This is a genomic window from Gimesia chilikensis (assembly GCF_007744075.1).
In the GTDB taxonomy this organism is placed as follows: domain Bacteria; phylum Planctomycetota; class Planctomycetia; order Planctomycetales; family Planctomycetaceae; genus Gimesia; species Gimesia chilikensis_A.
Map to the genome: position 1 here is coordinate 7,463,493 of NZ_CP036266.1, position 17,297 is coordinate 7,480,789.

Annotated in this window: 14 protein-coding genes; 9 read left to right on the forward strand and 5 right to left on the reverse strand. The window is 53.6% G+C overall.

The window, feature by feature from the left end:
• Window positions 1-382 precede the first annotated feature (382 nt).
• The 9 genes from HG66A1_RS28180 to HG66A1_RS28220 all read left to right on the forward strand — a co-directional run bounded on the left by HG66A1_RS28180 (window position 383) and on the right by HG66A1_RS28220 (window position 12,142).
• Window positions 383-871 carry a 3-hydroxyacyl-ACP dehydratase FabZ family protein gene (locus tag HG66A1_RS28180; RefSeq protein ID WP_145044785.1) on the forward strand — a complete coding sequence of 163 codons (489 nt, stop codon included), beginning with the start codon at window positions 383-385 and terminating at the stop codon, window positions 869-871.
• A 75-nt stretch (window positions 872-946) separates the two neighbouring features.
• Window positions 947-1,699 carry a 3-oxoacyl-[acyl-carrier-protein] reductase gene (gene fabG / locus HG66A1_RS28185; RefSeq protein WP_145192230.1) on the forward strand — a complete coding sequence of 251 codons (753 nt, stop codon included), beginning with the start codon at window positions 947-949 and terminating at the stop codon, window positions 1,697-1,699.
• A 192-nt stretch (window positions 1,700-1,891) separates the two neighbouring features.
• Window positions 1,892-2,278 (forward strand): acyl carrier protein, encoded by a 387-nt coding sequence (locus HG66A1_RS28190; RefSeq protein WP_145044789.1) that lies wholly within the window; start codon window positions 1,892-1,894, stop codon window positions 2,276-2,278.
• A 143-nt stretch (window positions 2,279-2,421) separates the two neighbouring features.
• Window positions 2,422-2,910 (forward strand): 3-hydroxyacyl-ACP dehydratase FabZ family protein, encoded by a 489-nt coding sequence (locus HG66A1_RS28195; RefSeq protein ID WP_145192232.1) that lies wholly within the window; start codon window positions 2,422-2,424, stop codon window positions 2,908-2,910.
• 175 nt (window positions 2,911-3,085) lie between these two features.
• Window positions 3,086-4,369: a beta-ketoacyl-ACP synthase II gene (gene fabF / locus HG66A1_RS28200; protein ID WP_145192235.1), complete on the forward strand. Its 1,284-nt coding sequence runs from the start codon at window positions 3,086-3,088 to the stop codon at window positions 4,367-4,369.
• Window positions 4,370-4,582: 213 nt separating this feature from the next.
• Window positions 4,583-5,614: an alpha/beta hydrolase gene (locus HG66A1_RS28205; RefSeq protein ID WP_197996849.1), complete on the forward strand. Its 1,032-nt coding sequence runs from the start codon at window positions 4,583-4,585 to the stop codon at window positions 5,612-5,614.
• Window positions 5,615-5,939: 325 nt separating this feature from the next.
• Window positions 5,940-6,359: a response regulator gene (locus HG66A1_RS28210; RefSeq protein ID WP_145044797.1), complete on the forward strand. Its 420-nt coding sequence runs from the start codon at window positions 5,940-5,942 to the stop codon at window positions 6,357-6,359.
• Between the two features lie 198 nt (window positions 6,360-6,557).
• Window positions 6,558-7,889, forward strand: coding sequence for an exonuclease SbcCD subunit D (locus HG66A1_RS28215; RefSeq protein WP_145192241.1), 1,332 nt, complete (start codon window positions 6,558-6,560; stop codon window positions 7,887-7,889).
• Entirely contained in the window at window positions 7,886-12,142 is a 4,257-nt protein-coding gene (locus HG66A1_RS28220; protein ID WP_145192244.1) for a DUF4332 domain-containing protein, read from the forward strand. Before HG66A1_RS28215 ends, HG66A1_RS28220 begins: the two co-directional genes overlap by 4 nt.
• 16 nt (window positions 12,143-12,158) lie before the next feature.
• Here HG66A1_RS28220 and HG66A1_RS28225 read toward each other — a convergent pair whose 3' ends face one another.
• From HG66A1_RS28225 to HG66A1_RS28245, 5 genes are all read right to left on the reverse strand, one after another.
• Window positions 12,159-13,361 (reverse strand): CinA family nicotinamide mononucleotide deamidase-related protein, encoded by a 1,203-nt coding sequence (locus HG66A1_RS28225; protein WP_145192247.1) that lies wholly within the window; start codon window positions 13,359-13,361, stop codon window positions 12,159-12,161.
• A gap of 62 nt (window positions 13,362-13,423) precedes the next feature.
• Window positions 13,424-14,530, reverse strand: a complete 1,107-nt coding sequence (locus HG66A1_RS28230; protein ID WP_145192250.1) for a glycosyltransferase family 4 protein — start codon at window positions 14,528-14,530, stop codon at window positions 13,424-13,426.
• Window positions 14,531-14,597: 67 nt separating this feature from the next.
• Window positions 14,598-15,314 (reverse strand): hypothetical protein, encoded by a 717-nt coding sequence (locus HG66A1_RS28235; RefSeq protein WP_145192253.1) that lies wholly within the window; start codon window positions 15,312-15,314, stop codon window positions 14,598-14,600.
• A gap of 83 nt (window positions 15,315-15,397) precedes the next feature.
• Window positions 15,398-16,447 carry a flotillin-like protein FloA gene (floA, locus tag HG66A1_RS28240; RefSeq protein ID WP_232106691.1) on the reverse strand — a complete coding sequence of 350 codons (1,050 nt, stop codon included), beginning with the start codon at window positions 16,445-16,447 and terminating at the stop codon, window positions 15,398-15,400.
• Window positions 16,448-16,585: 138 nt separating this feature from the next.
• Window positions 16,586-17,182 (reverse strand): NfeD family protein, encoded by a 597-nt coding sequence (locus HG66A1_RS28245; RefSeq protein WP_145192256.1) that lies wholly within the window; start codon window positions 17,180-17,182, stop codon window positions 16,586-16,588.
• Window positions 17,183-17,297: the final 115 nt, after the last annotated feature.

The window sequence follows — 17,297 nt, forward strand, 5'->3', positions numbered from 1 at the left end:
TCCCACACTACATCAAGATTCATTATAAATAGGCTGCTACCTGACCAGATTGGCCTCTCGAACCTGGCCTAATCCGCGTATCCCGCTCCTATATATACACTTACGTCCATTTTTTACGAAACGTGAAATTTTCAGGGGATTTCGGGTTTGTCTGGTGAGCAACAAGCTTGAGAAACCAGTATCGGGCAATTATACTGCCACGTTTCCAATGACTCTGAAGAAACGAATGAAGTTTTTCGGACGGATCATCGATAGGGGATTCTATATTTCAATCCGATTGATCATGACCGCAGGATGAGCGCCCTGAAGATCTCAGTAACGCCTCTGCTCTCCGGTTACCCCGAGAACACCTTTCCCTGACAGGTAGCGAGATAATACAGACATGCGATTTTCGCTCGTCGATCAAATTAAAGAACTCGAGAAAGGCAAGTCGATCACGGCTGTCAAAAACCTTTCTCTCGCCGAAGAGTATTTGCAGGACCACTTTCCCGGCTTCGCTGTCATGCCGGGCGTACTCATGGTCGAATCCATCGTGCAGGCCGGTGCCTGGCTGATGCGATATACCAATGACTTTCAATACAGCACTGTCCTGTTAAAACAGACCAAGGCCATTCGCTTCAACAGTTTCGTCACCCCCGGCAAACAGCTGCGGGTTTCGCTCAGCATTCAGAAGTGGGAAGATAATCTCTGCACACTGAAAGCTTCGAGCGAAGTCGAAGGGGAAGCGGCTGTCAGCGGACGAATCGTTCTGGAGCAGTTTAATCTGGCTGATAAGAACCCGTCGATGGCCGACAAGGATGCAGACCGGATCAAGGATCTGAAGACTCAATTTGCCCAGCTTTGGAATCCGGCTAAACAGGTTACCCCCTGAAAGCAGAGCGATCCGGAATACGACTTCTGTCAAAGCACTAACAAATCTTGTTAACTATTTAGATTGGATTGAGGAATGAAACTGGAAGGAAGAGTAGCGTTGGTAACCGGCGGCAGCCGCGGTATTGGAAAAGCCGTCGTGCAGGCCCTGGCCCGGGAAGGGGCTAAAGTTGCCTTTGTGTACCGTTCCAGTGCGGAAGCTGCAGAGCAGATCGTCAAAGAGCTGGCTGACGAAAACTGTGAAGCCATTGCCATTCAGGCTGACGTCGCCAACAAAACCGAGACCGATGCCGTTGTGGAACAGGTCATCGAAAAATGGGAAAAGATTGACATCCTGGTCAACAACGCCGGTATCATCCGCGACGGTCTGCTGGCCACCATGTCTGCTGAAGACTGGCAGGCTGTCATCGACACTAACCTGACCAGTGTCTACAACTTCTCCCAGGCAGTGACACGTCCGATGATGTCAAAACGCTATGGGCGCATCATCAACATGTCCAGCGTCGCTGCTCACTTCGGTAACGCAGGACAGTCCAACTATGCCGCCAGTAAAGGGGGAATCATCGGATTCACCCGCTGCCTGGCCACCGAAGTCGCCAAGCGGGGTATCACCGTTAATGCGGTCGCTCCCGGTTTTATTGAAACAGACATGACCGTTGACGTGCGTAATGCCGCCGGCGATCAGATTAAGAAACACATTCCCGCCCGCCGTCTGGGTCTTCCCGAAGACATCGCCAATGCAGTGCTGTTCTTTGCCTGTGAAGACTCATCCTACGTCACCGGTCAGACTATGGCCGTAGACGGTGGTCTGACTCTGGGTGGAATTTAATAAGCGTAAAATTCGAAGCAGCTCGTGGCTGTGACGAATCGAGATATTTTGTTTTGTCGACCATTCCGGAATTGGGTCAATTCCGATCGTCGACACGGAAATTGTCAAAACTATTCCTCTCGCCGAATAGTTTTACACAGGCTGGGTCGGCGGGAATAATCGACCTGCGGGTCGAAATCAAGGAGTATTTAGATGCCAACTAGAGATGAAATCTTCGATTCCGTTCGTGAAACCCTCGTGGATGCCCTCGGACTGGATGACGACGAAGTAGTGCCCGAAGCGACCCTGATGGGAGACCTCGGTGCAGAATCCATTGACTTCCTGGACATCGCGTTCCGTCTGGAAAAAGCATTCGACATCAAGATTCCCCGTGGGGAACTCTTCCCGGAAAACATCGCTTCTTCCGATTCCGGTTTCGTGAAAGATGGCGAATTCACCGAAGCAGGGATTGCAGAACTGCGTGAAAAGATGCCACACGCAGACATCGATTCTTTTGCAGACGATCCCAAAGTCGAAAAGATGCAGGATCTGTTCACCGTCGAGATGCTGGTTAACTTCCTGGATGCCCGTCTGAAGTAAGCCAGAGTTATCTCTGATTAGAAAAACTGTCGAATGCAGCACAGCTCACTCCGGGTGGGCTGTGCCGCTTCGTCTGATCGAATCGCATTCAGAGCTGTTCGGTCTGCTTTAGCTTTAAGTCACCTGCAATAAGGTTCGCTGAAATGCGCTGGTTCTGGATTGACCGCTTTATTGAATTCGAGAGCGGCTCTTACGCCAAGAGTGTCAAAAACGTGACACTGGCTGAAGAGCATCTGCACGACCACTTCCCCGGTTTTCCGGTGATGCCCGGATCCCTGATGATCGAAGGTATGGCCCAGACGGGGGGAATTCTGCTGGGCGAGATCAATGATTTCGAACACATCGTGATTCTGGCCAAAGTGCCCCAGATGACGTTCCACAGCTGGGCCTGCCCGGGTGATCAGCTCATCTATACCGCCAAAATCACCAATGCCGGTGAGGAAGGGGGCGCCGTCGATGTGACCGCCATGGTGGGAGACCGCCTGGTTGCCGAAGGCAGCATCATCTTTGTTCACCTCGATCAAAGTGATTCCGAATTTGGCAAGATCGACCAGAAAAACTTCGTCTTTTCCATGAATCTGCTGGGAATTCTGGACGTGGGTCAGGCTGGAACAGGTGAAGAACAGGCTTAGAGCGGCTATTTTTGAAACCTTGGTATGGAAGCCTTGATTCCAAATGGGCTACAATAATAATTCATTGATCGAAGCATCAAACTAATTACGGGCTGCAAATCATACTCGCTGGGTCAAACAACACTCTGATTTGCCTGCTGTTACCAATTTCAATTTAAAACAAGAATTCAAAGCTATGAACCGCCGCGTTGTGATCACAGGTATTGGGGCCATCACTCCTTTAGGGAAAACCGTGGAAGATACCTGGAAAGCTCTCCAGGAGTCCAAGTGCGGAATCTCCAACATCACTCACTTTGACGCTTCCAATTTTCCCACCCGCTTCGCAGCCGAAGTCCACGACTTCCACCTCGAAGATTATGTCGATAACCTCGACCGCTTTGAATACTCGGGACGTAACATCCGCTACGCCATCGGCGCAGCCACCCAGGCCGTGAAAGATTCGGGCATTCTCGACGAAGACTTCGACCCCTCTATTTTCGGTGTGTACCTCGGTGCCGGCGAAGGTCAGCAGGACTTTTACCAGTTCATGAAACTGATCGCCCAGGCCCAGAATGACGGACACGTCGACCTGGAGAAATTCACCAAAGCCGGTCTGGAACAGCTGAATCCGCTGTTCGAACTGGAACAGGAACCCAACATGCCCGCCGGTCACCTGGCGAGCCTGTTCAACGCTCAGGGTCCTAACCTCAACTGTCTGACCGCGTGTGCCGCTTCCAGCCAGGCGATTGGCGAAGCCTCGGAACTGATCCGTCGTGGCGATGTCGACATCATGCTTTCGGGTGGTGCCCACAGCATGATTCACCCCTTCGGCGTTACCGGGTTCAGCCTGTTGACGGCTCTTTCAACGCACAATGAAGATCCGGCCAAGGCATCGCGTCCTTTCGACCGCAACCGCGATGGTTTCGTGTTAGGCGAAGGTGCCGGTATGATGATTCTGGAAGACCTCGAACGGGCCCAGAAACGGGGCGCCAAGATTTATGGCGAACTGGTTGGCTATGGTTCCAGTGCCGATGCTTACCGCGTGACCGACATTCATCCTGAAGGTCGCGGGGCGATCAAATGTATCAAAATGGCAATGAGCCACGCCCAGCTCAATCCCGAAGACATTCACTACATCAACGCTCACGGAACGAGTACTGCCGTCAACGATAAAGTGGAAACCCGGGCTATTAAAGGTGCGCTGGGCGATACTGCTTACAAAGTCCCCGTTTCCAGCATCAAGAGCATGATGGGCCACCTGATCGCCGCAGCAGGCAGCGTGGAAGCTATCACCTGCCTGATGGCAATTCGTGATAACGTCGTGCCCCCCACGATCAACTACGAAACCCCCGATCCGGATTGCGACCTGGATTACATTCCCAACGAAGCCCGCCAGCAGAACGTCACATCAGCACTCTCCAACAGCTTTGGATTCGGTGGTCAGAACATCTCTCTGATCTTCTCTGAATTCAATGGCTAGGCCGCTGCTGATCTATACGGGTTATTTCACAATATCCCGTAAACCGTCCAGATTGACAGAGACGCTCAGACAAAAACTGATTACACTGTAAGCAGCCCCAGGATCTCCCTCAAAGAGAGATCTGTGGGCGGTGCGTCATCAAGATTTCAACAACGTATGATCATCGTCGCTGCTGCAGGCTTAGGCAGCGACTTCGCTTCCAGGGAGACGGTAGTGAATTGGTTGTTCTGGTGCCTGCTGATACTGATCGGCATCGAGTTAATCATCCAATATTGTATCATCCGGGCTGCTTACCCCGTTCTCTATGCGCCCCTGCCAGATCGTTTTCAGCTGGCTGGAACGCTTAATACTCTGCCGGACAAAGAATCCGGGATTCAAATTGAGTCAGTCTCTTTTCCTTCCGTCGACGGACTGACGCTGCGAGGCCTGCTGGCACTTCCGGCGCAATCCCCACCACGGGGAGTCATTCTGTTCTGCCACCCATTTCGACTGTCGGGACAGATCGGACTCTACCAGTGTCGCGGTTTACTGGATGCGGGTTTCGCCGTGTTTACGTTTGACTTTCGCAATCATGGCAAAAGCGACCAGGACCCGAATTACAAATCAGTGCACTGGCTGTCGGAACACGAACTCAACGACACCCGCGCAGCCATCAGATATCTCCGCCAGCATGCGGAACTGAAAGAGCTTCCTCTCGGCTTGCTGGGGATGTGTCGCGGCGCAGCAGCAGCCCTCTCAGTTGCGACCAGAAAACCCGAAATCCAGTACATCGCCTGCGAAGGCGCGTTTATCAACGAATCCCTGTTCCTCGATCATGCGATTCGCTGGGGCGAACGTTTTCTACCACGCCTGTTCATTCAGCTGGTCCCAACGTGGGAGGTGACCCGGGCATTTCGCATTATGGTCTGGTTCACTCAACGGCGTCAGGGATGTCGCTTCGTTAATCTCAAGCCCCTGCTCCGCAACCTGGAAAACAGAAAACTGCTGTTCTTCGTCGGAGAGAAAGATCAGAGTGTCGTGCCCTGCATGTCAGATCAGATCATCGGCCGCATCCATCACTCTGAGACCACGCTATGCTCACTCCCAGGGGCGGTGCATAATGCCGGTCGTTTCGCTCAACAGGAACTTTACGATCAACGGCTCGTTGAGTTCTTCACACAGATGGTCGAGACGCAAGAGAAAGCTGCCTCTGACGCTGCTGATCCTAGTGTGAAATCTGAATCTGCACTCGTCTCACACCAGTGAATCGGGGCAATTCTGCAACCAAAACAGCGGCAGATCACCTGTGGTGCAAGCCTCATTCTTTATGCATCTCTGCCTATTTGACAGAGATTAAGTGTGTTCTCCCCGGAAAATTAACAGTTGAAAACTCTGTCATGGAAATGCATTAATCATATAACCACCGATTCTGTAATAACTTAACAACACAAGCCTGAATACAACCGACATTGGTATCTGATTTGCTAATATTTTCACTGTCGAATCACTATTTTCCCCATCCCGATTTTGAGATAGGGTTAGCATAAATCTCCCCTGACAATGGGGCTCTGTTTTTCCGGTGAGCTGTGTTATGGTCAAAGCCAGATCGCAAACTCCTTATCAATTACTGATTGCTGATGACGACTCCGGTTTCCGTGAAGTCCTCAGAGAGGTATTGGCCCCTTACTTCCAGCTGTTTGAGGCGGAATCGGGGGAACAGGCGATTGAGCTCGTGGAACAGACACACGTCGACATCGTTCTGCTCGACATGCATATGGACATTCTGACAGGTCTGGAAGCCGTCCGGATTTTAAAACAGATCAATGCCTTGCTCCCCTGCATTCTGATTACCGCCGATGCGACAGATGAATTGCGTCAGGATGCCAGTGCCGCGAATGCTTACGAAGTGCTGTCTAAACCTGTCAAGCGACAGGAGTTAGTCACGACCGTTTCTCATGCTCTGGTCGACACCTATCAGGATCCCAACGTCCCTTTCTGGCTGGGTAACTGAGCCAACAGCTTTTTGAACATCCTGGTGATCCTGGCAATCTGCACAACGGATTTTTGCAGACTCGACTTTTCTTAAACCGCACAGTGAAGTACACTTCGGCCCGAAATTAATTTCTGGAATGCTGACCTGTCTACGGCGCTCCTCCGGGCCACGGAGTTTTTTGAGCCAGACAGGTTATGCGGCGGAAAGGAGTCTGCCATGTCATATGTACCAACCCGCTTTATTCATGCTGCGAACTTGCGTCTTGATCATCAGCCGCAGGGAGTCGCTACCATTTCGGAAGCAGCGCAGCATCTGCTCGAAGACTGCACGCTGAACTCTTTTGCCAATCTGGTTCAGTGTTGCCTCGATCAGAGTGTGGACTTCCTGCTGCTGACGGGAAATACGTTCGTCGAATCAGATCACAGTATCCGCGCCCGTATCGCACTCATCGACGGCTTTCAGAAACTGGCCACACACAATATTCCGGTACTGGTCATTCCCGGTGAATCAGATCCGCTCAGTGCCTGGGACCTGCAATATCACTGGCCCGAGAATGTCACCTTCTTCTCCCCCGGCGATCACGATCGGTTCGACATTCTCCGCGAAACGGAAACGGTGGCAACTCTGCAGCTCTTCGGATCTGCGCCCGCGAAGACCTACCAGACACTGAAACTGAAACAGCGGAATCAACTGTTCAACAAACAGAATCAGCGTCCCCTTTCAATCGGCTGCATGACGCCCGCTTCCTCCACTACCGCCGAGGAATCAGCGACCTTCGAACTCGATTCATTCTCGCTGGCCGTCCCGGATGCTTTCCAGAACGACGATGACAGCAGCGAAGTAGCCGTGGATTACCTTTCCCTCTCCAAAGGGACGAGCCACCATACGTTTGAAATGCAGCCCGGCGTTGCCCATCATCCGGGAACGGCCCAGGGATTGAACTTCGGTGAATACCAGAAGAATGGTGTTACGCTGGCAATCGTCAATTCTGAGGCACCTTTGGAACTCAGACGAATCAAAGTTGCCCCGGTGCGCTGGCTCCCGCTTGAGTTGGAACTGGAGCCACACACTTCCACAGCACAACTGCGACAGCAGATGAAATCCGCACTGTTATCGCGGAAACCTGGCAAACACGAACGGCTCTGGATGGTCTGCTGGAAACTGTCTGGCAGTGGATCCCTGCTCGATGCACTGGAAGACGCGACACAACAGGCGGAGTTGACTTCTGCACTGCAGCAGGAACTGAAACAGCAACAGCTTCCCCAACTGGAACACACTTTCCAGCTGGAATTCACTCCCATTCAACAGCACCGGGAATCGGGCACCGAACTGACCGATTCCTATTTGCGACAGGTGGAATCCTTTCGCACGCGCTTTGATGCCCCCCTTGAGCGACTGATCTCTCGCGCCGGTCATCTCGACCCGCAGTGGCAGCAGCGGTTAACGTCCATCGCTGCAGAGCTCGATGAAGCGCAGATCTTCAATACAGCCATCCGCAACGGACAGTCCTGGCTCAACATCTCGACGGATGAGGAACATCACTCATGAAAATCACTCGCATTCACGTCGACCGGTTTGGAAACTGGCATGACCTGGATCTGTCCCCCCTGCAGGCGGGAATCAACGTCTTTTACGGTCCCAATGAAACGGGCAAGTCGACCCTGATGCGCATGATCCGGGGCATCCTTTATGGATTTCGTCCCGAGGAAAATCGCGAACAGGCACGCGTACCGGATTCAACTCCCTGGTCTGCACTGCTGGACATCAAACATCAGGGCCAGCGGTACGAGATCCGTCGCCAGTCCAGGGCCGGCGGTCGCGGACAGTTCTCCTTCCAGGCAGAAGCACGTGGTATTTCCAGCCAGGAACTGCTGAGTTCACTCCACGCGGGAGTCAAAGAGAGCGTTTACGAGAATGTATTCGCCATTGGTCTGAACGAACTGCAGGAACTGGGCACGCTGCACGGCGAGCAGGTTGCCCGCCACATCTATGGTCTTTCCCTCGGCCCCGAAGGTCAGGCGATCCTCGATGTATCGCAGCAGATAGCAGCCAACAGACAGACCTGCCTGAGCCACAATCTCAAATCGGGCTCGCTGGTCGACCTGTACCGTCAGTTGGATGAAGTCAACAGCAAGCTCGCCAGTCTGAAGCAGCAGTCGCAGCGATTCTTTCAGCTGTCTAACGAACTCCAACAGCTCCGCGAAGAATCCGACAGCCTGAAGAAACGGAAGTCAGGCCTGCAGTACCAGATCCGCGGTCATCGTTTCCTGGAACGGGTCTTCAAGCCCTGGCAGGAAGTTCAGAACCTGCAGCACAAACTGAAACAATTGCCCGTTGTCCATGACTTCCCCGTCGATGGCATTGCTCAACTTGATGAATTTGATCGTAAAATTAAACAGACCGAATCCCGGTTAATCGAAGTCAAAGCCGAAATCAAACGGCTCCGCAAGGAAATCGAACAATACGAATCGGATAATGAACTGCTGGAACATGCAGCCCAGATCCAGAGTCTGGCAGACCAGAAAGACTGGATCGCTTCCCTGGAGCAGGATTTCCAGGAAGGTCAGACCGAAGTCCGCAGGCTGGAACAGATTCTCGAACAGTATCGGCCTCAGAATCTGTCGGTCGATGCACTATCACATATTCAAACCACGCCGGACAATAATCAGCGACTGATTCAGGCAGCCCGCGAATACCGGATGGCGTCACACAAACGCAAACAGGCTCACTTGCGTTATAAGAAGGTCTCCCGTCGCTACCAGAAAAAACTGGCCGAGCTGCAGGAAAAATCGGGACGCCTGCTCAATGGACAGTCCATCGAACAGGAACTGAAACGAGCCCGCGAACGCATGCAGCACCTTGAGCGACTCAGTCAGCTGCGGTTCCGCGAATCCGAATTCTCGATTCGCCAGGAAGCCGTCCGCGAACAACTGGATCGTCTGCAGACCCACTCCCGCATTCCGGGTTGGGCCAAAAAAACACTCTTCGGTTTTGCCATCGCCGGTACGCTGTTGCTACTGGCGGGTATCTGGCGTGGTGTCACCGATGCCTCCCTGGTCGGTCTTATCTACTGTCTGACCGGCCTGTTTCTGGGGGGACTTACCTGGGCGATCAAGAAACATTTCGAAATCGATGTCAACGACCAGGCGGATGAGCTGCAGGATGAAAACTGGGCTCTCGACGTCCACCTCCGAGAAACGCGTCAGGAAATCGACCGCCTGCTGGAAGACGAGTACTTCTCTCTCAAGCTGGTTAAAGAAGGCCATTCGCTGAGCAACCCTCGTCATCGCGAACAGGTACCCGCGCTGAGCTTCAATGACGAGAATGTCCTGCGGACTGAGCTGCTGCACGATCTGGCTTTCAAAATCTCAGAGCTGGAACAGCTGCAGGCTTCGCAGGAACAGGTTCAGAAAACCCGACAGCGACTGGTGCGACTTCGCAACCGGTCGCAGGAAATCCAGCGTGAGTTCAGCAGCAAGCGTCACGAATGGTGCGAATGTCTGAAACAGCTGGGCCTCACCGAAACACTGAAAATTGAAGACGCCTTCCGCATGTGGCACCAGGTTTCCAATGCCAGCCTGTACGCCACCCAGCGCGAGCAGGAACTGAGACGAATTAAGCCACTGGGCGACATCGTCAACATGTTCTACCGTCGCGTGCGGGAACTGGGTCTGAAACTGAACCGGAATCATCAGCAACTCGATCGCCCGTTTGAAGTGGTCGGGGAATGGGAACGCGAACTCGAACTGCTCTCGGGACAGCGGAAAGAGCGGGCTCGACTGCGGAAAGAAGAAAAGCGTCTGCGTCAGGAAGCAGATACCCTGCAGCTCTCACTTGAAGGACTGCAACATCAGCGGTCTTCTCTGCTGATCCAGGGCGGTGCCGCTAATCGTGGGGAATTCCTGCAGCGGGCAAACTCAATTGATGAGCGTCTGCAACTGGAAGAACTGCTCGCTGATGCCCAGACGGAACTCGAGAAGATCAGTCGCAGCGAACAGGAAATGGCCATCGTCGAAGAGGATCTCCTCAACTTCGATCTGCAGCAGAATACCGACCACCTGGACATGCTCAACCTGGAACTGGATGACATCGAACGCGATCTGGTCAGCGTCGCCGAGAACATGGGGCGGCTCAAACAGGACTACCAGAATGCGAAAACGGATCGTTCTTCCGCACAACTGCGATTCCAGCGGGAACAGATTCAGGAACAGATCCAACAAGCGGGTTCACTCTGGTTCTCGACCGAACTCTCCGCCGTTGGCATCAATCAGCTGCGTTCCGAATTCGAACGAACCAGTCAGCCTGAAACGCTGGCGATCGCCTCAGACTACCTGCGTCAGCTGACCAACGACAAATACACCAATATCTGGACTCCACTCGGCGAGCAGTTCCCCAAGATCGACGACGACCAGGGGCACACACTGACGGTCGATGAACTCAGTAGCGGTACCCGTGAGCAGCTGTTTCTGGCAATCCGCCTGGCGATGGTAGAACGCTTCCGGAACCAAGGAGTACAGCTCCCGATGATCCTGGATGATGTCCTTGTGAACTTCGACCAGGAACGGACCCGGGCGGCCATCAAAACTTTGAGTGCCGTTGCAGCCAAGGGACAGCAGATTCTGCTTTTCACCTGTCACCTGCACCTGACGCAACTCTTCGAAGAACAGGGCATCACTGCGGTCCGTCTGCCGGCTTCTGATGTGACACGTAGTCACGCCCCCGAAGTGATCCCGACAACTGTAGTCGAAGAAGTTGTTGATGAGGAAATCGAAGAAGACGAATATACGGAGCCCTCAGAGGAGCCGACCAATGAAGAACCAGCAACACTCGAAGTACTCTCTTATGAACTCGACTGGTCAGATCCACTGGACTGCCTTTCCGGGTTGAGTGACTCACAGATTCAGTCGCTGACGGAAGCAGACATCTGGACGATCCGCGATTTGCTGACCTTCTCTGCCGACGAGATTGCTGACGGAGTTGACGACGACGGTCTGACCGCGGGTCTGATCTACGAATGGCAGAGCCAGGCTCGACTGGCTGCCTGTATCCGAGGTCTGGCCCCCGCCCACGCATTGCTGCTCGTCTCCTGTGGTATCACCGAACCGAACGAAATCGCCGGCATGACGATTGAAGAGCTCTGGTCGCTGGTGGAAACCTGCCAGGATTCCTCGGACAATCTACAGCAGTCTGCTATCACAGAAATCCGTGTGGAACAATGGATCCTCGGCGCACAACAGGCGCGTACGTTTTCACCAGAAGCCTCTGAGTCCCTCTCACAAACAGAGCAGGAACCACCTCAGGAAAGACGAGAATATCGGCACGATGGTTCACACCCCACTCCCGATTCACAGGGACCGAACATTCCCCCCTTTTACCTGAATCGATCAATGCCCGTTGAAGATGCGCCTTCCATCGGACCGAAGACAGCCGAACGCCTGGAAGCCGCGGGCGTCTTTACCGTGAATGATCTGCTGGAATGTAATCCCGAGTTCGTCGCGAACAAACTCAACGTGCAGCACATCAGAAAACAGACCATCCGCAAATGGAAGAAACAGACGAAGCTCGTCTGTTGTATTCCCGGACTCCGCGGACACGACGCCCAGATTCTCGAAGGGTGTGGCCTGACCGAACCCGAAATGATCGCCCGGGCGATCCCGCAGGATCTGCTCGGGAAGGTCAATTCGTTCCTCAAAACCAAAAAGGGGCAACGCATCCTCAGAGACGCCAAACGTCCCGATCTGGAAGAAGTCTCCGACTGGATTCACTGGTCACAGAAAGCCCGCAAACTGCAGGCCGCCTGATGGCATACCTTGTGAGTTAACGTTCGATCTTCAACAGCTTGCGCCGTAACAGATCCAAAGCCGCTTTGGAAATGCGGCTCTTGGCAATAGCACGATTGACGGTTAAACCGATTTCCTCCACCCAGGCTCCGTTGTCACTCGCGAGTGCCACGAAGGCTTGCGGTGCATTTTCACGGTCCTGCCAGGACTGATTCAGATCCAGCAGTATGGCCAGACCAAAATCGCAGGCCTGCGTTTCCCGCGTGGATTTCGCCAGGGCCAGTGCGCCGTCTGCAGAAAACGCATCTACACGCGCCAGTACGGTTCCCCATTTGAAACAGTCTGCCGAACCCGCAACCTCGGTCAATCGATAAGACAGCAGTCCTCCGGTGCCACATTCGCTGGTCGCCACACTGAGCTTACTCTCGTTCAACAGGGTCACCACTACGTGTTCGAGTTCTTCATCTTCGTAACCGAAAATGTAGTCGCCCAGTCGTTCGCGAATCTGCTCATAGGTGGCTGAAATCTTTTGCTCGCAATCATCGTTGGACTCACCCATCGCTTTGATTCGCAGCGTGATGGTCGCTTCATGGGCTGTGATGCCAACCTCCGGATCGCGGCCGCGACTGGTGATATCTCCCAGCAGTTCTTCGGTCTTTGACTCACCCACCCCGAAGCAGTTGATGCGGGCAAAGCGAATGATCCGCGTTCCACGAACCAGTCGCGGGAGCACGGACTCAAAAAACATCGGCTTCATTTCGGAAGGCACGCCCGGCATCGCCGCGATATGACAGATCCCCTCTCCCCCATCACGGGGGACCGTCATCCAGATACCCGGTGCCGTCCCATGTTCATTTTTGATGGGCTCTGCCCCCTCGGGGAACATCGCCTGTATCCGGTTCCGCTCGGGCATTTCGCGATACCGTTTCAGAAACATGCTTTCGATGATCGCCAGCGATTCTGCATCAAGTACCAGATCCGTACCCGTCAGTCCCGCCATCGCCTGCCGTGTCAGGTCATCCAGTGTGGGTCCCAGTCCCCCCGTGATCAGAATCAGATCGGAGCGGGAAGCCGACAGTCGCAACTGATCGATGATCTCATCCAGATTGTCAGCAATGGTTGTATGAAAGTGCGTTGCAATTCCTGCCGCCGCCAGTTCCGTACTCAACCACTGGCTGTTCGTATCCAGCTTTTCGCCGTTTGTCAGCTCACTGCCAATCGCAATAATCTCTGCTTGCATTCTTAATTTCCGTCTCGGGTGGAACTGTTCGTTCCAACTGCTGCTATTTGATAGAATGTGCCTCAGGCACTTCCCGTACTGACTGCACCCTGCACAGCCAGTTGATATTGTTCGACTGTTTTCTCGACCATCGTCTCCACCCGAAACTGCTGACGCACCAGTTCCCGCGCCGATTCACCCATAGCCCGGGCTTTCAAGGGGTCATTGAGCAATTCGAGAATGCTGTTGGACAGCGACTCACTGTTGGATGGAGGAATCACCAGCCCGGTTTCCCCATCGCGAATCACCGAATACACGCCCCCAACCCCGGTGGCGATGACCGGCTTGGCCAGCGCCATCGCTTCCAGCATGATCGTTCCCAGCCCCTGACGTAATGAGGGCAGACAGAATATATCCATCGCTTCCAGTGAGATGGCGAAGTCATACAGGTTGGGAACAAAGGTCACATTCGCCGTAATTTCCAGGTCACGTGCCAGATGTCGCAGGTTCCCTTCCTCGGGACCGGCGCCGGAAATTAGAAACTGCACATTGGGATTTTCCGCCAGCACACGACTGGCAGCCCCCAGGAAATAAGGAAGTCCCTTGATGGCTTCCAGCGGACCAGCCGTTCCGACGACCGGCTGATGATCCAGTGACAACACTGGAGACAGGTGGGAAACATCGGGGACATCTACGCCACTGGAAATCACGAGTACGAAATCTTCCGGGAGACCGGTGCGGGCGATCAGATCTTTTTTGACCGACTCACTGACGGTAATAATCCCCCGGCACCATTTTAAATCGATGCGCAGCTTTTCATCGCTCTGCAGATAGTCATTCACGGTCAGCAGAAACGGACGCTTCAATTTTCGCGCCATCCACTGTCCCTGCGGCAGCACATGTCGCGACTGGATGTGAATCAGATCCGGGATGTTCTTCTCGACTTCCTGTTTGACCAGACGCAGAACCGCCTGCCCCAGAATCGGTAGATTCAGGTTCCGATACTCGGTGATATCCAGCTTACTACGGATGCCCGGATCGACTTTCGACGCATCAGGACAGACCACGCGTGCCCGAATGCCATAATCGGCGGTGTAATGGGCCAGTCGCAGGGTATAGGCAGAGGTTCCACGTAGTTCAAACGGCCCGGCAAACAGCAAAACTTTCATCGAGGAATCAACTTTACTCATTCACTCTTTTTCCAGCGCTGTATTGCTTCTGTGTGTTTCGGAGAGACCAGACCGCCTGAAACGCTCATCAGGAACGACGTCGTGACTTCGGTGGGGAGAGAATCTCGCTCAGGATATAAGCCTGGCGAAATGACTGTTTGTCCTTGAGTGCGTCGCGCAGAAGCTGGGCTGCCCCAATCCGCTGGCCAAGCTGGCTGCCTCCCGACCGGTTACCAAAAGTGTCTGAAAGGTGCTGGCCGACTTTACTGTCGATCTGGCTATGCACCCGGGACTGCATATGTTTCTTCTGAGTCTTTTCGATCCGATCACGCAGAGAGCCGCCCAGTCGCTTCTGCCGCTTCTGCTCTTCCAGTTCGTTGCGCTCGCGATGGGTAACTTTTTTCTTCTTGGGCTTGGGCTCAGGAGGTTTGCTGGCAGCCTGCTGCATCTTCTGCTGATAAGAGCTCGAAGCTGAGGGCAATGGTTTTCTCTGACGGCGCTGTCGACGCGGCGTCGAGGCAGCCGCTTCAATACCGTCATCCTCAAAGAAATCGATCTCCGCCGGTTCCGCTGCCCGGGCCTGCTGTGCGCGCGGTTCCTGTTTCTTTGCCTGCTGGGGATTCATCGCGTCCTGCAGAAATTTTTCCAGCTCTTTCTGCAGTTGCGCTTTCTCCTTAGTCTTGCCGGGCTGTGCTTTATTCTTTTCCTTGGCGGCATTCGCGATTGCACTGGCGGCACTGATCAGCAGAAACAGGATACCGATTACGGCGCCCACCCAGTCTGCTGCTAAGATCGGAAGATTCATAATTTACCCCAGTCGCTCTTTAATCCTGTCCAGTGGCATCAGCCTGGCTGTGAATCCCTTTCACAATCAAACACGGCTCATACTTAGCTGGTTGTAGTCGGTTCCCGTTCGGGAGTCCCGATCATGTCACGCATCTTGGTATCGGCCTGCACGTTTTTGAGTTCATAGTAATCCAGGATCCCGATTTTTCCGGAACGAAACGCCTCGGCGATCGCTTCGGGCACTTTGGCTTCTGCCAACACTACCTGGGCCCGGTTTTCCTGGGTCAACGCGACCATTTCCTGTTCGCGAGCCTTCTGTTCTGCTCGTCGCTGTTCTGCTTTCGCCTGTGCCACACGCATTTCCGCTTCAGCGTGATCCGCCTGCAACCGGGCTCCGATGTTCTCACCGACATCAATGTCTGCGATATCGATCGAAACAATTGTGTAAGCGGTCTGCTTTTCCAGACCTTCGTTCAACACGATCTGAGTAATCTTATCCGGATTCTCCAGGACCTGCTCATATGTAGCAGTCGAACCGATGGCCTGCACAATCCCCTGTCCCACACGGGCGATGACGGTCTCTTCGGTTGCACCACCAACCAGCTGTTTCAGGTTGGTTCGCACGGTAACCCGGGCCCGTACATTCAACTGAATTCCGTCGCCAGCCACTGCATCCAGTGTGCTGTTGGTCTTCCGGGGATCAGGACAGTCAATCACCTTGGGGTACACGCTTGTCCGCACGGCGTCTAAAATATCGCGGCCCGCGAGGTCGATCGCCTGGGCTGACTGCCAGTCCAGATCGATTTTCGCCCGCTGGGCGGCAATCAAGGCACGAATTACATTCGGTACATTTCCCCCGGCAAGGTAATGGGCTTCCAGATCACGCGTCGAAATATCATACGACTTGGTGACCCCAGCCTGAATTGCCATGATTTTGCTGCGGACGATAATGGTCGGGTTGACCTTACGAATCGTCATCATCACCAGATTGAAGAAGCCGATCTTGGCGTTCGTCAATATACATTGAATCCACAAACCGGCAAAGCGGGCAAACAACGCGAATATAAACAGCGCAAACAGAAAGACGACGATCCCCACAATCCAGATGATGGTGGAATTATCATCGGCCGCTAATAGATTCAAGGTGCTCATTCCTGCTTTCCTGTCCTGAGAAAAAGTAGATCCTGGTGTTGTTTGCTACGGCGGAATTCGACTTGGCAACCTGTCGGCTATCCGGATTCAATCATTGTAGAGAATTTTCGGGCCCGACTCCAGAGCCTGCCGATAGAATCAGGTTTCGGGAACCTCAAAATCGAGAGAACCATCGGCCAGCGATTCGCGCTTTGGAGCAGTTTTTTCCTCTGTATCGGAACTCTCTTTAGCGGGTTTCTTAACCATTTTCACGACCAGACGCGTCCCTTCCACGGCTATGATCTCTACATCCACACGCGGATCGATGATCATGCCCTGGCTTTCACAGTGGTGCCGTTCATGATCAACGATGACAAACCCACTGGGGTTCAAAAGAGTTTGCGTTTTTCCTGTTTTCCCGACTAATGACCGCAGATGATCGGTCTCGGCCTGGAAACCACTGACTTCTTCCAGTGTCGGCGCTTCGTGAATAAACTTCTTCCCCCAGGCGGTATTCGGAAAGATTTTGACTGCCATGCCAATCGTTGTGGGTATCAGCACGATAATACTGGCGATATAAGTCCACCAGAAGCCGGGGCTGGTTCCCCACCAGGCCATCCAGGCCCCCCAGAGCGAGGCAGCCATGCTCGACAATGCCAGCACGGCGATCAGCCCTCCCGAAGGAATGAAGATCTCAGCCACGAACATCATCAATGCTATGATCAAGCCCAGAATGGCAATCAGCGAATAATCCATCAGACCTCTCGACTCTCCTTGCGATCAGCTCACCCGACCTGGAATCCCGCAAGGAACTGCTGGGACCGACAGGTGAATCACACGGGGCATCAATATCGTATGCCTGTGCCAGACA

Excerpts from the sequence above, each read along its gene's own strand:
- HG66A1_RS28180 (WP_145044785.1), top strand. The coding sequence starts at position 383 with ATGCGATTTTCGCTCGTCGATCAAATTAAAGAACTCGAGAAAGGCAAG.
- fabG (WP_145192230.1), top strand. The coding sequence starts at position 947 with ATGAAACTGGAAGGAAGAGTAGCGTTGGTAACCGGCGGCAGCCGCGGT.
- HG66A1_RS28190 (WP_145044789.1), top strand. The coding sequence starts at position 1,892 with ATGCCAACTAGAGATGAAATCTTCGATTCCGTTCGTGAAACCCTCGTG.
- HG66A1_RS28195 (WP_145192232.1), top strand. The coding sequence starts at position 2,422 with ATGCGCTGGTTCTGGATTGACCGCTTTATTGAATTCGAGAGCGGCTCT.
- fabF (WP_145192235.1), top strand. The coding sequence starts at position 3,086 with ATGAACCGCCGCGTTGTGATCACAGGTATTGGGGCCATCACTCCTTTA.
- HG66A1_RS28210 (WP_145044797.1), top strand. The coding sequence starts at position 5,940 with ATGGTCAAAGCCAGATCGCAAACTCCTTATCAATTACTGATTGCTGAT.
- HG66A1_RS28215 (WP_145192241.1), top strand. The coding sequence starts at position 6,558 with ATGTCATATGTACCAACCCGCTTTATTCATGCTGCGAACTTGCGTCTT.
- HG66A1_RS28220 (WP_145192244.1), top strand. The coding sequence starts at position 7,886 with ATGAAAATCACTCGCATTCACGTCGACCGGTTTGGAAACTGGCATGAC.
- HG66A1_RS28225 (WP_145192247.1), bottom strand. The coding sequence starts at position 13,361 with ATGCAAGCAGAGATTATTGCGATTGGCAGTGAGCTGACAAACGGCGAA.
- HG66A1_RS28230 (WP_145192250.1), bottom strand. The coding sequence starts at position 14,530 with ATGAGTAAAGTTGATTCCTCGATGAAAGTTTTGCTGTTTGCCGGGCCG.
- HG66A1_RS28235 (WP_145192253.1), bottom strand. The coding sequence starts at position 15,314 with ATGAATCTTCCGATCTTAGCAGCAGACTGGGTGGGCGCCGTAATCGGT.
- floA (WP_232106691.1), bottom strand. The coding sequence starts at position 16,447 with ATGAGCACCTTGAATCTATTAGCGGCCGATGATAATTCCACCATCATC.
- HG66A1_RS28245 (WP_145192256.1), bottom strand. The coding sequence starts at position 17,182 with ATGGATTATTCGCTGATTGCCATTCTGGGCTTGATCATAGCATTGATG.